General features: G+C 68.3%; 13 protein-coding genes. 5 read left to right on the plus strand and 8 right to left on the minus strand.

Annotated elements, in window-relative coordinates:
• Positions 1-32: 32 nt before the first annotated feature.
• From E3U25_RS23450 to E3U25_RS23470, 5 genes are all read left to right on the plus strand, one after another.
• The gene (locus tag E3U25_RS23450; protein WP_116222913.1) at positions 33-1,136 is read left to right on the plus strand and encodes an ABC transporter ATP-binding protein; all 1,104 of its coding nucleotides are present in this window, start codon (positions 33-35) and stop codon (positions 1,134-1,136) included.
• Between the two features lie 32 nt (positions 1,137-1,168).
• Positions 1,169-2,248, plus strand: a complete 1,080-nt coding sequence (locus E3U25_RS23455) for an ABC transporter substrate-binding protein (RefSeq protein ID WP_036751416.1) — start codon at positions 1,169-1,171, stop codon at positions 2,246-2,248.
• Positions 2,249-2,347: 99 nt separating this feature from the next.
• Positions 2,348-3,430: an ABC transporter substrate-binding protein gene (locus E3U25_RS23460; RefSeq protein ID WP_036751254.1), complete on the plus strand. Its 1,083-nt coding sequence runs from the start codon at positions 2,348-2,350 to the stop codon at positions 3,428-3,430.
• Between the two features lie 71 nt (positions 3,431-3,501).
• Positions 3,502-4,803, plus strand: coding sequence for an ABC transporter permease (locus tag E3U25_RS23465; protein WP_116170997.1), 1,302 nt, complete (start codon positions 3,502-3,504; stop codon positions 4,801-4,803).
• 5 nt (positions 4,804-4,808) lie between these two features.
• Positions 4,809-5,762: an ABC transporter permease gene (locus E3U25_RS23470; protein WP_116222912.1), complete on the plus strand. Its 954-nt coding sequence runs from the start codon at positions 4,809-4,811 to the stop codon at positions 5,760-5,762.
• 35 nt (positions 5,763-5,797) lie between these two features.
• Here E3U25_RS23470 and E3U25_RS23475 read toward each other — a convergent pair whose 3' ends face one another.
• From E3U25_RS23475 to E3U25_RS23510, 8 genes are all read right to left on the minus strand, one after another.
• Positions 5,798-6,742, minus strand: coding sequence for an AEC family transporter (locus E3U25_RS23475; RefSeq protein WP_116222911.1), 945 nt, complete (start codon positions 6,740-6,742; stop codon positions 5,798-5,800).
• Positions 6,739-7,539 carry an MBL fold metallo-hydrolase gene (locus E3U25_RS23480; RefSeq protein WP_036751832.1) on the minus strand — a complete coding sequence of 267 codons (801 nt, stop codon included), beginning with the start codon at positions 7,537-7,539 and terminating at the stop codon, positions 6,739-6,741. The genes E3U25_RS23475 and E3U25_RS23480 overlap by 4 nt, the downstream gene beginning before the upstream one ends.
• Positions 7,536-8,333 (minus strand): TatD family hydrolase, encoded by a 798-nt coding sequence (locus tag E3U25_RS23485; protein ID WP_116222910.1) that lies wholly within the window; start codon positions 8,331-8,333, stop codon positions 7,536-7,538. Before E3U25_RS23485 ends, E3U25_RS23480 begins: the two co-directional genes overlap by 4 nt.
• A gap of 12 nt (positions 8,334-8,345) precedes the next feature.
• On the minus strand, positions 8,346-9,428 hold the full coding sequence (locus E3U25_RS23490) for a DNA polymerase III subunit delta' (protein WP_166435607.1): 1,083 nt from the start codon (positions 9,426-9,428) through the stop codon (positions 8,346-8,348).
• A gap of 11 nt (positions 9,429-9,439) precedes the next feature.
• Positions 9,440-10,039, minus strand: a complete 600-nt coding sequence (gene tmk, locus E3U25_RS23495; protein ID WP_036751825.1) for a dTMP kinase — start codon at positions 10,037-10,039, stop codon at positions 9,440-9,442.
• Between the two features lie 13 nt (positions 10,040-10,052).
• The gene (locus E3U25_RS23500; RefSeq protein ID WP_116222909.1) at positions 10,053-11,210 is read right to left on the minus strand and encodes a D-alanyl-D-alanine carboxypeptidase family protein; all 1,158 of its coding nucleotides are present in this window, start codon (positions 11,208-11,210) and stop codon (positions 10,053-10,055) included.
• 103 nt (positions 11,211-11,313) lie between these two features.
• The gene (gene lexA / locus E3U25_RS23505; RefSeq protein WP_036751856.1) at positions 11,314-12,012 is read right to left on the minus strand and encodes a transcriptional repressor LexA; all 699 of its coding nucleotides are present in this window, start codon (positions 12,010-12,012) and stop codon (positions 11,314-11,316) included.
• Positions 12,013-12,123: 111 nt separating this feature from the next.
• Positions 12,124-13,296, minus strand: coding sequence for a molybdopterin molybdotransferase MoeA (locus E3U25_RS23510; RefSeq protein ID WP_114536166.1), 1,173 nt, complete (start codon positions 13,294-13,296; stop codon positions 12,124-12,126).
• Between the last annotated feature and the right edge of the window lie 4 nt (positions 13,297-13,300).

The raw sequence follows: 13,300 nt of genomic DNA on the forward strand, positions 1-13,300 counted from the left end.
CGAAGAACCAATAGAAACAGGGAGCCCGCATCGTGACAGCAGACCCCGGCAACGACGCTTTCGTTGTCTTCGATCACGTCCAGAAAAGCTATGACGGGCAATCGCTTGTCGTCAAAGATCTGAACCTGGCCATCGGCAAGGGCGAGTTCCTGACCATGCTCGGCCCCTCCGGCTCGGGCAAGACCACCTGCCTGATGATGCTGGCCGGATTCGAGACGGCGACCCATGGCGAGATCCGGCTGGACGGCCGCAACATCAACGACGTGCCGCCCCATCGGCGCGGCATCGGCATGGTGTTCCAGAACTACGCGCTTTTCCCGCATATGAGCGTGGGCGAGAACCTGTCCTTTCCGCTGGAAGTGCGCGGCATGGGCAAGGACGAGCGCGAAAGCCGCATCACCCGCGCCCTCGACATGGTGCAGATGGGCCAGTTCAAGAACCGCCGCCCGGCGCAGCTTTCCGGCGGCCAGCAGCAGCGCATCGCGCTGGCCCGCGCCTTGGTGTTCGATCCCAAGCTGGTGCTGATGGACGAGCCGCTGGGCGCGCTCGACAAGCAGCTGCGCGAGCATATGCAGTTCGAGATCAAGGCATTGCACGACCGGCTGGGCATCACCGTGGTCTATGTGACCCACGACCAGGGCGAGGCGCTGACCATGTCGGACCGCATCGCCGTGTTCAATGACGGCCGCATCCAGCAGCTCGCGCCGCCCCCGGTGCTTTACGAGCAGCCCGAGAACAGCTTCGTCGCCGGCTTCATCGGCGAGAACAACGCCCTGCGCGGCACCATCGAGCAGCTGCAGGGCGACAAGGCGCTGGTGCGGCTGGACAATGGCGAGCTGATCGACGCCACCGCCGTCAACATCCGCGAAAGCGGCCAGGTCACGACGGTCTCGATCCGGCCCGAGCGGGTCGAGTTCAAGCCCGAGCTGATGCCGGCCGGTGCCCATACCATCGAGGCGCAGGTGCGCGACGTGATCTACATGGGCGACATCCTGCGGGCGCGGCTGCATGTCGCCGGGCAGGACGATTTCGTGATGAAATACCGCAACACGCTGGGGCAGGTGAAGCTGTCGCCCGGCCAGACGATACGGATCGGCTGGCATCCCGAGGATGCCCGCGCCCTCGATCCGGTGTGAACGTGCATTACGCAAGGAACCAGGGAGTTATGATGAAACGCACGCTGATACTGACCTCTGCGCTGGTCGTCGTCGCGGCTGCGGCCCAGGCACAGGACCAGCAGGTCAACCTGCTGTCCTGGGGCGGGGCCTATGGCATGAGCCATGTCGAGGCCTATGCCAAGCCCTTCGAGGCCCAGACCGGCAAGAAGGTCGTGGTTTCGGATGCCGACAACCCCGCGACGCCGGTCAAGGCCCAGGTCGAGGCGGGCAATGTCTCGATCGACGTGGCCTCGGTCGAATATGCCGATGCCGTGCGGCTTTGCGACGAGGGGCTGCTGGAAGTGATCGACCCGGCGATCCTGACCCCCGCCGCCGACGGCACCCCGGCCGCCGACGATTTCATCGAGGGCGCGATCACCGAATGCTTCGTGGGCACGGACGTCTATTCGATGATCCTGGCCTATGACGACGGCAAGTTCCCCGATGCCAAGCCCGCCGGCGCGGCCGATTTCTTCGACACGGCCAAGTTCCCCGGCAAGCGCACCATGCGCAAGGGCGCCAAGTTCAACCTGGAATTCGCGCTGATGGCCGATGGCGTCGCGCCCGACCAGGTCTATGAGGTGCTGGGCACCCCCGAGGGCGTGGACCAGGCCTTCGCCAAGCTCGACACGATCAAGAACGACGTGATCTGGTGGGAAGCCGGCGCGCAGCCGCCGCAGCTTCTGGCCGATGGCGAGGTGTCGATGGCCTTTGCCTTCAACGGCCGGATCTTCAACGCCGCCCAGCAGGAGGGCAAGCCCTTCAAGATCGTCTGGGACGGCCAGATCTACGAGATGGAGGGCTGGGTGATGCCGAAGGGCGCCCCGAACCCCGAGGCCGCCAGGGAGTTCATCGCCTTCTCGACCGCGCCCGAGCAGCAGGCCCGCGCCGCCGAGTTCATCAGCTACGGCCCGCCGCGCGTCTCGGCCGCCGCCCTGGTCGGCAATATCGAGGGCACCGACGTGCCGATGGGCCCGAACCTGCCCACCTATGCCGAGAACCTGGAAAACGCGCTGGCCTCGAACCTGGACTTCTGGGTCGACCACGACGCCGAGCTGCAGGAACGCTTCAACGCCTGGCTGGCGAACTGACATGCAAGGCCCGCGGCGGGAGCATCCCGCCGCGGCCACCCGGCAAGCCCGAACGGGCAAAGAGCGGCCAAAGAGCCGCAAAACCAACGGGAGTAGAACATGAAAACCACATTGATCCTGACCTCGGCGCTCTGCAGCCTTGGCCTTGCGGCGCAGGCCCAGAACAAGGAGGTCAACGTCGTCTCCTGGGGCGGCGCCTATGAGCGTTCGCAGGTCGAGGCCTATAACATCCCCTTCGCCGAGCAGACCGGCATCAAGGTGAACATGCTGGCCGCCGACAACCCGGCCACGCCGCTGAAGGCGCAGGTCGAGGCGGGCAACATTACCGGCGACGTGTTCGACATCGAGGTCTCGGACGCGATCCGGCTTTGCGACGAGGGCGCGCTGGTCGAGATCGACCCGGCCATCCTGCCGCCCGCCCCCGACGGCACGCCCGCGACCGAGGATTTCATCCCCGGCGCGCTTCAGGAATGCGCGGTGGCGAACATCTTCTGGGGCACGGTCATCGCCTTCGACAGCACGAAATTCGACGGCGAGAAACCCTCGACCGCGGCGGATTTCTTCGACACCGCCAAGTTCCCCGGCAAGCGCGGGCTGCCCAAGAACCCCAAGCGCACCCTGTATCTGGCGCTGATCGCCGATGGCGTGGCGCCCGACCAGATCTATGAGGTGCTGGGCACGCCCGAGGGCGTGGACCAGGCCTTCGCCAAGCTCGACACCATCAAGGGCGACGTGGTCTGGTGGGAGGCCGGCGCCCAGCCGGTGCAGTTGCTGGCCGATGGCGAGGTGGTGATGGCCACCGGCTATAACGGCCGCTTCTTCGACGCCATGGTCGGCGAGGGCAAGCCCTTCGAGATCATCTGGGACGGGCAATACATGGACATGGACATGTTTGCCATTCCCAAGGGCTCGCCCAACCCCGAGGCGGCGCTGGAATACCTGAAATTCGCCACCGCGACCGAGCAGCTGGCCAACCAGGCGAAATACATCGCCTATGGCCCGTCGCGGAAAAGCTCGGCGGCGCTGGTCGGGCTGTTCCAGGACGGCAAGACCGAGATGGCGCCGCACATGCCCACCAGCGAAGAGCATATGAAGACCGCCGTCATGGACGACCCGGAGTTCTGGGCCGACCATTCCGCCGAACTGGCCGAGCGTTTCAACGGCTGGCTGGCCGCCAACTGACCTGCGCAATGCCGCGGCCCGGACCGTCCGGGCCGCGGCTTCGACCCCGGATTGCCCGACAAAGGACCAAGATGGCCAAAGCCCTCGACCCCCATGCCGCCATCGTGACCGAGGCCGGCGGCCTTGACCAAGGCGGCACGCTGAGAACCGCGGACGGTCGTCCGTTGAAGTCTGCGCTTGCGCGGAGTTCGCGTCGTGCGCGTCGGCGGGCGTTCCTGCTGGTGCTGCCGCTCTTGCTGTTCATCCTGATCACCTTCGTGGTGCCGATCGGGCAGATGCTGCAGCGCTCGGTCAAGAACGACGGCTTCTCGGCCAACATGCCGCAGCTCTCGGCCTGGTTCCACGACAACCCCCGCGGCACCGAACCCGACGATGCCGCCTGGGCGGCGCTGGCCGCCGACCTGACCGCCGCCGCCCAGGCGCGCACCGTCGGCGTCGTCGGCACCCGCATCAACTACGACATGCCGGGCACGCGCTCGCTGTTCACCTCGGCCGGGCGCCAGGCCCGCGGCGGCATCGAGCCGCCCTATCGCGAGGCCATCCTCGAGATGGACGCGAAATGGGGCGATCCCAGGCTGTGGTCGGTGATGCGCGAGGCCTCCTCGCCCTATACCAGCAACTTCTACCTGGCGGCGGTCGACCGCACCCGCGACGACCAGGGCGAGGTGGTTGCCGCCCCGGCGCAGCAGCAGATCTATGTCAAGCTGTTCATGCGCACCTTCTGGCTGTCGCTGGTCATCACCTTCACCACCTTCCTTCTGGGCTTTCCGGTCGCGCACCTGCTGGCGACGCTGCCGATGCGGCAGTCGAACCTGTTGATGATCCTGGTGCTCCTGCCGTTCTGGACCTCGCTGCTGGTCAGGACCACGGCCTGGATCGTGCTGTTGCAGCAGCAGGGCGTGGTCAACGACGTGCTGGTCTGGCTGGGGGTGATCGGCAACACCCAGCGGCTGCAGATGATCTTCAACCAGACCGGCACGATCATCGCCATGACCCATATCCTGCTGCCCTTCATGATCCTGCCGCTCTATTCGGTGATGCGCACGATCAATCCCAGCTATGTGCGCGCCGCGCGCAGCCTGGGGGCGACCAGCTGGACCGCCTTCCGCCGGATCTATTTCCCGCAGACCCTGCCGGGGCTGGGGGCGGGGGCGCTTCTGGTGTTCATCCTGGCGGTGGGCTACTACATCACCCCCGCGCTGGTCGGCGGCTCGTCGGGGCAGCTGATCTCGAACATGATCGCGATGCACATGACGCAGACGCTGAACTGGTCCATGGCGGCCGCGCTGGCGGCGCTGCTTCTGGGCGGGGTCCTGATCCTCTACTGGGTCTACGACCGGCTCGTCGGCATCGACAACCTGAAACTGGGGTAATCGCCATGGCGCTTCCGACTTACGCATCGCCCTTGGAGAAGGTCTGGCACTACGCCTATCTGGTGATCTGCGGCGCGATCTTCTTCTTCCTGATCGCGCCCATCGTGGTGGTGATCCCGCTGAGCTTCAACGCCGAGCCCTATTTCACCTTCACCGACCGGATGCTGTCCTTCGACCCCGAGGGCTATTCGCTGCGCTGGTACGACAGCCTGCTGACCTTCGGCATGGCGCGGCCGGACGCGCCGCGCGACCTGAGCTGGTGGGCGGATGCCTGGCAGAACGCGAAATGGGTGAATGCGGCGAAAAGCTCGATCATCATCGGCTTTTTCTCGACCATCCTGGCCACGGTGCTGGGCACGCTGGCGGCGCTGGGTCTGTCGCGGCCCGAGATGCCCTGGCGCCGGGCGATCATGGCCATGCTGATCTCGCCGATGATCGTGCCGATCATCATCACCGCGACGGGGATGTTCTTCTTCTACTCGAACCCCTGCGAGCCGCTGAGCTGGATCGGGCTGGACCCGGAATGCGGCCGGCTGGCGGGCACCTATCTGGGGGTGATCCTGGCCCATGCCACGCTGGGCATTCCCTTCGTGATCATCACGGTGACGGCGACGCTGATCGGCTTCGACCAGTCGCTGAACCGGGCGGCGGCGAGCCTGGGGGCGAACCCGCGCACGACCTTCTTCCGCATCACCATGCCCTTGATCCTGCCCGGCGTGATCTCGGGGGCGCTGTTTGCCTTCGTGACCTCCTTCGACGAGGTGGTGGCGGTGCTGTTCATCGCCGGGCCGGACCAGCAGACCATCCCGCGGCAGATGTGGAACGGCATCCGCGAGCAGATCTCGCCCGCCATCCTCGCCGTCGCCACGCTGCTGGTCATCTTCTCCATCGCGCTCCTCACCACCGTCGAGCTCCTGCGCAGGCGCTCGGAACGGCTCAGGGGGCTGACCCCAAGGTAGAACCGGACGCCGCCCTTCGGGGCGGCGTTCGCGCATCAGGGCAGGGCGCCGAGCCAGAACCAGACAGACAGCATCGACAACCCCGTCGCCATCAGCACCGTCGAGGCCGAAACCCGCTTGGCAACCCCGTAAAGCGACGCGAAAAGATAGGCGTTGACCCCCGGCGGCATGGCGGCCGTCATCACCGCCGAGCGCATCTCGGCCACGCTCAGCGCGAACAGCTTGCCCAGCCCGAAGGTCACGCCCGGATGCAGCAGCAACGAAATGCAGCAGCACAGCGCGATGGCCCGCGCCTCGCCCTCGGGGCGATAGCGGTATAGCACGCCGCCCAGCCCGAACAGCGCTGCCGGCAGCGCCGCGCTGGACATCATCCTGACCGCGGCCCAGAAACCCTCGGGCAGGACCAGCCCGGCCTGGGTCAGCAGGTTCACGGCAAAGCCGCAAAGGATGCCGATGACCAGCGGCGTATGCAGCACCCCCGACAGCGCCCGCAGGGCCACCCCGCCGACCGACAGGTCCTGGCCGCGGGCGCGGGCGAATTCCATCGCGGTGATTCCGAAGGTGTAAAGCAGCGGCGAATGCAGCGAGATGATGGTGAAATTGCCCAGCAGCGCCTCGGGACCATAGGCGCGCTCGGTGATCGGCACGCCCAGCAGCAGCGAGTTCGAGAACAGGCAGACGAAGCCGATGGCGATGGCGTCCTCGATGGGCCGCCGGAGCCAGCGAAACGCCAGGACGGTTCCCAGTGCAAAGGACAAGAGCGCGCCGCTGTAGAAGGCCAGCAGCAGAAGCGGGTTGTAGTTCGCGCCCAGGTCCAGCCCGGCGATGGCGCCGAACAGCAGCACCGGCAGGGCGAAGTTCTGGGCAAAGCGCATGACGCCATCGACCGCGACCTCGGTCAGCCATTTGCGCCAGCAGACCAGATAACCGAAGCCAACCACCAGGAAAACCGGCAGGATGACGTCGAAAAGTGCGGTCATATCAGCTCGATCCGCATCCCGTCATGGGCGGGCACCACATTCTCGGGCGTCTCGCGCATCATGGCGTCGTAATCCAGGTCGACATGCATGTTGGTCAGGATCCCCCGCGCGCAGCCCGAACGCGCGATCCATTCCAGCGTCAGCGCCAGATGGGCGTGGCTGGGATGCGGGATGCGCCGCAGCGCGTCGCAGATGAACACCTCGCAGCCCATGATCGTCGGCCAGGCGTCCTCGGGGATCGCCAGCACGTCGGGCAGGTAGACCAGGCTCTGCTCGACCCCGCCTATGCGAAAGCCAAGCGCGTTCATGTCGCCGTGGTTGACCTCGAAGGGTGCAAGTTCGATGCTGCCGCCCGCGCCCTCGATGGCGAAGGGGCCGCGGATCGGCTGCAAATCGCAGATCGGCGGGTAGGAGGAACCGGGCGGCGTCTCGAAGATATAGCCAAAGCGGGTCTTCAGCGCCGCCGCGGTCGGCAGGTCGGCCCAGACCGGCATCCGCCGGCGCATGTTGAAGACGATCTGCCGCAGGTCGTCGATGCCGTGGATGTGGTCGGCATGGGCATGGGTATAGGCCACCGCGTCCAGTTCCGCGACATCCGCGTCCAGCAGCTGCGGCACCAGGTCGGGGCCGGTGTCGACCAGCAGCCGCGTCACCCCGTCATGGCCGAAGCGCTCGACCAGGAGCGCGCAGCGGCGGCGGCGGTTGCGCGGGTTCGCCGGATCGCATTCGCCCCAGCGATTGCCCAGCCGCGGCACGCCGCCCGAGGAGCCGCAGCCCAGGACGGTGGCGCGGATCATGCCGCGGCCTTGCGAAACAACCGCTCGAAGTTCAGCGTGGTGAGGCTGGCGAATTCGTGCTGGGTCATGCCCAGCAGGTCCGCGCCGACCTTTGCGGTATGGGCGACGAAGGCCGGCTCGTTGCGCTTGCCGCGATGGGGCGGCGGGGCGAGGTAGGGCGCGTCGGTCTCGACCAGGATGCGGTCGGCGGGGGCGGCGGCGAAGATCTCGCGGATCTCGGTCGAGCGCGGGAAGGCCGCGATCCCCGACATGGACAGGTAGAAGCCCAGGTCCAGCGCCAACCGCGCCAATTCGGGCCCGCTGGTATAGCAATGCATGACGCCGGTGAAGGCGCCGGCGCGATGTTCCTCGGTCAGGATGCGGGCCATGTCCTCGTCCGCATCGCGGGAATGCACGATCAGCGGCAGGCCGGTGCGGCGCGCGGCCTCGATATGGATGCGCAGGCTTTCGGCCTGAACGGCGGCGCTGTCGGCGGTATAGTGATAGTCGAGCCCGGTCTCGCCGATGCCGACGAAACGCGGATGGAGCGACAGGGCCACCAGTTCCTCGACCGTGGCCAGCGGCTCTTCGGCGGCATGCATCGGATGGGTGCCGGCGGCATAGAAGACGCCCGGATGCGCCTCGGCGATGGCGCGCACGGCGGGCTCGTTGCGCAGCCGGGTGCAGATCGTCACCATGCGGGTGACGCCCGCCGCATGGGCGCGCGCGACCAGCTCGGCCTGCTGGCCGTCGAAATCGGGGAAGTCCAGGTGGCAATGGCTGTCCACCAGGATGGGAAGATCGGATTCGGGCATGATCGGTTTCCGTCAGACGGCGGGCTGGTTCGCAAGCCCGACCAGCATATCCAACACCAGCGCGGAAGGGTCAAGGTTGACCGCCCGCCCGGCGCGGGCCCGCGCCGACAGCTCGGCCTGGGCGGCGGCCCAAAGCCGTGCCGCCGCGGGGTCGGGGGCGACGCGGCCCAGCACCTCGGCCTCGCCCTCGGCCGCCTCGGGCAGGGGGGCGCCCAAGAGGCCGGTGCGCGCCGCGCGGGTCAGGAAACGGTCGAGCAGGGTCACGACCAGGTCGAAGGGATCGCCCTCGGCCCCTGCGCGTCCCGCCGCCAGATCGGCCAGGGCGGCGGCGGCGCGGCGGTCCATGCGCGGATATTCGGCGAAAAGCCCGGTGATGCGCTGGTAAAGCGCCAGCCCGTCCTGGCCGGCCAGCCGCAGCGCCTCGCCGATCGAGCCGCCGGACAGCGCCGCCAGCCGCGCCGCGTCGTGGTCGAGCCCAAGGTCGTGCAGCACCCGGCCCATGTCCTCGGGGCTCAGCGGGTGCAGCCGCAATTCGCGGCAGCGCGAGCGGATCGTCGGCAGCAGCCGCGCCGGTTGATGCGCGACCAGCAGCAGCGTGGCATGCTGCGGCGGCTCCTCCAGCAGTTTCAGCAGCGCGTTGGCGGCGGCCTGGTTCATTTCGTCCGCGGCGTCGATAATGGCGACGCGGCGCCCGCCCTCGGCCGCGCTCATGTGGAAAAAGCCCTGCAGGCGGCGGATTTCGTCCACGGTGATCTCGGCGCGCAGGCGCAGGGTCTTGTCATCGACCGGGCGCCGGACCAGGTGCAGCCGCGGTTCGGACAGCGCCCGGATGCGGCGGACGGTCGGATCGTCCTGCGGCGTGGTCAGGTCGGGCGTCGCGGCGCCGCTCAGCAGCCATTTGGCGACGGTCCAGGCCAGGGTGGCCTTGCCGGTGCCGCGCGGGCCCGAGATCAGCCAGGCATGATGCAGCCGATGCGCCTGGGCGGCGGCCAGGAAATCCGCGACCGCGGCGTCCTGGCCGATGATGCGGGCCGCATCGCGGGGATGGGGGGCGCCCGGCACGCGGTCGGGTTCGGGCAGCGGCTCGTCGCTCATGCCGGATCTGCTCATGTCAGGGCGGCCAGAACGCGGGCGGCAACCTCGTCCTCGCTGCCGCGGCCGTCGATCACCCGAATGCGTCCGGGCGCCTCGGCGGCAAGGGCCAGGAAGCCTGCGCGCAGTTTCTGCTGGAAGCCCAGGCCCAGCGTTTCGAACCGGTCCTCGGCCCCGCCGCGGGCCTGGCCGCGGGCCAATGCCACCGCCGGGTCGATGTCGATGATGAAGGTGCGGTCGGGCTCGATGCCGATGGTCAGCCGGTGCAGCTCCTCGACCAGTTGCCGCAGGTCGGCGCGGGCGAGGCCCTGGTAGACCCGGCTGGAATCGGCGAAGCGGTCGGTGACGATCCAGGCGCCCCGTTCCAGCGCCGGCCGGATCAGCCGCTCGACATGGTCGCGGCGGGCGGCGGTGAACAGCAGCAGCTCGGTTTCGGGGGACCAGCGCTCGCCGCCGCCCTCGACCAGAAGGCGGCGGATTTCCTCGGCGCCGGCGCTGCCGCCGGGTTCGCGGGTCAGCAGCGTTTCGGTGCCGCGCGCATTCAGCGCTTGCGCCAGCCGCCGCGCCTGGGTGGATTTTCCCGATCCGTCGATGCCCTCGAAGCTGATGAACATGGCGGGCGCGGCGTCAGTTGCGCACCGCCTGGACGGCCCTTTCGCCCAGGCGAAAGGCCGCGCTTTGCATGCGGCCCAGCACGCCGGTGCGGGCGACGTCGCTGGCGGCGAACAGTGGCAGGCGCGATTGCCCGGCGCCGGGGATGTCCACGATCAGCTCGCCCAGCTGGTCGCCCTGGGCGATCGGCGCCTCGATGGGGCCGTTGAACACGGCCTCGGCCTTTACGCCCGCATGCGAGCCGGCGGGGATCAGCACCCGGACCCCGTCCTTGGTGGTCAGGCCGACGCGGCTCTTGTCGCCCAGCCAGACCGGGGCCTGGACCACGATTTCGTCCTTGGGGATGATGGTGCGCATGGTGAACTGGCGATAGGCCCAGTTCACGATCTGCTCGGATTCCTCGGCCCTGGCCTTTTCACTGGGCAGGCCGGTGATGACGAAGACGATGCGCCGGTCGCCCTGCACGGCCGAGCCGACAAGCCCGTAGCCCGCTTCCTGGGTGTGGCCGGTCTTCAGCCCGTCGGCCTTCCAGTCGCCCGTTCCCAGCCGCAGCAGCGGATTGCGGTTGCTGGCGTTCGAGGGCACCCGGCCCTTGTAGTTGTATTCGGTGAGGGCGAAATTCTTGTAGAGGTCCGGGAATTCGGTGATCAGCCGGGTGGCAAGCAGGCCCAGGTCGTGCATCGACATCCGGTGCCGGGGGTCCGGCCAGCCCGACGAATTGACGAAATGCGAATTCGTCATGCCGAGCTGCCGGGCGCGTTCGTTCATCAGCCGCGCAAAGGCTTCCTCGGTTCCCGCCAGCCCCTCGGCCGCCACGACGCAGGCGTCGTTGCCCGAGTTGATGATGATGCCGTGGATCAGATCCTCGACCGTAGGGCGGTCGGCGGGTTCGACGAACATCTTCGACCCGCCCATCTGCCAGGCCTTGGTCGAGACCGGGAAGGTCGTGTCCATCGCCACGCGGCCGTCGCGCAGCGCCTCGAACAGCATGTTCAGGGTCATCAGCTTGGACATGGAGGCCGGCGGCAGCGGCTCGTCGGCGTTCTTTTCCATCAGCACGGTACCGGTGGCCACGTCATAGACCCAGGCGGCGCGGGCCGTGGTGTCGAAGGCCTGCGCCGGCAGCGCAAGCAGCATGGCCAGAGCGAAGATGCGGAACGTCAGAGCGCGCATGGATTATCCTTGACCTGTCGCCTTTGGCCCATGGTTATCCCAGCGGGCCAAGACCCGCAACGCCGCCCGGCGGCCTGTGCCGCGCAAGTGAACGGCGCGCGGCCTAATAGCTGCGGATCAACCCCACCAGCCGGCCCTGGACGCGGACCTTGTCCTCGGGCAGGACACGGGTTTCATAGGCGGGGTTGGCGGCCTCCAGCGCGATCATGCCGCCCTTGCGGCGATAGCGTTTCAGCGTCGCCTCGAAACCCTCGACCAGCGCCACGACGATGTCGCCGTTCTCGGCCGTGTCCTGTTCGCGGATCACCACCACGTCGCCGTCGTTGATCCCGGCCTCGATCATCGAATCGCCGCGCACTTCCAGCGCGTAATGGCGGTCCTGGCCCGAGAGCATCGAGCCGGGCACGGCGATGTGATGCGACACTTCGGAAATCGCCTCGATCGGGACGCCGGCGGCGATGCGGCCCATCACCGGCAGTTCGATGGCCGAGACGGAGATTTCCATGGCGCCGCGCGGCAGGGGCGCGGGGCGGTCGGGGACGACCCCTTCGATCACGCGGGGCTGGAAGCCGGAACCCTTGCTGAGGCTGTCGGGCAGGCGGACGATTTCCAGCGCGCGGGCGCGATGCGGCAGGCGGCGGATGAACCCGCGTTCTTCAAGGGCGGTCACGAGGCGATGTATTCCCGATTTCGAGCGCAGGTCCAGCGCGAGTTTCATTTCGTCGAACGAGGGCGGCACCCCGTCGCGAGCCATCCGCGCCTGAATGAATTCAAGAAGCTGGATCTGTTTCTTCGTCAGCATGCTTTGCCCCCGATCTGCTGCGGCCGCCATCATGTTCATAGAATGTTCTAGCGCGCCCCGTCCCATGCGTCAATCACTATGACGATTCGGGTAAATGTCCGGTTAACCGGGCTAGAGCGGCAGGTAGCCCATGCGCTCGCCCGCCCGGCGGGCCGGGTCGTGGGCGGGGCGGATCAGCAGCGCGTCGGCCTCGGCCAGAAGCCAGAGCCGGGCGGAATCCTGGTCGGCGAAGGGCTCGATCGCCGGCAGGCCGTCACCGGGCGAAAGCCGGGCGCGCAGGTAGTGCTGGCGGTCGCCCTCGGGAGGCAGGTCGCGGGCGAGCGTGGCTTGCAGGGGCTCGGGCCCCGGCGGCAGGCCCTGCATGGCGCGGATCAGCGGCTGCATGAAGAGTTTCGCGCAAACCACGGCCGAGACGGGATTTCCCGGCAGGCCCAGCATGGCGGCCGATCCGATGCGGCCGGCCATCAGCGGCTTGCCGGGCCGCATCGCCAGCTTGTAGAAGGCGCGCTCCATGCCCAGGTCGGCCGCGACCTTGCCGATCAGGTCGTGGTCGCCGACCGAGGCGCCGCCGATGGTCACGATCAGGTCGCAACCCGCGGCCTGGGCGAAGCGGTCGCGCAGGCTTTCCTCGGTATCGCGGGCCAGCGGCAGGACCAGGGGCTCGGCCCCGGCCTCGCGCGCCAGCGCGGCGATGGCGAGGTCGTTCGAACTGATGATCTGGCCCGGCGCGGGATCCGAGCCGGGGGGAACCAGCTCGTCGCCGCCGGCCAGGACGGCGACGCGGGGGCGGCGCGCGACCGTCACCTGCGGCACGTTCATCGCCGCCAGCAGCGCCAGGTCGGCGGGGCGCAGCGGGCGCCGCGGCAGGAATTCCGAGCCCTCCGCGAAATCATTGCCCCTGGGGCGGATGTTGGGGTTGCCGCCGGGCTCGGCGACGGTGATCCGGTCGCCGTCGCGCGTGACCATCTCTTGCATGACCACGCGGTCGTAGCCGGCGGGAACCGGGGCGCCGGTAAAGATGCGGATGGCGCTGCCGGGGGACGCCTCGCCCTGCCAGGGCTGGCCGGCGGCGGCGGTGCCGATCACCGCCAGCGGTCCGGGCAGGTCGGCCGAGCGCAGCGCATAGCCGTCCATGGCCGAGGCGTCGAAGGGCGGCTGCGTCAGCCGGGCCAGCGCCGGCGCGACCATGGCGCGGCCAAGCGCATCGGCCAGCGCGACCTGCCGGGGCTCGGGGGCCGGGGCAAGGGCCAGGACGCGGGCGCGGGCTTCTTCGACGCTGATCATGGTT

Origin of the sequence: Paracoccus versutus (assembly GCF_029909795.1) — a bacterium.
Classification (GTDB): Bacteria; Pseudomonadota; Alphaproteobacteria; order Rhodobacterales; family Rhodobacteraceae; genus Paracoccus; species Paracoccus versutus.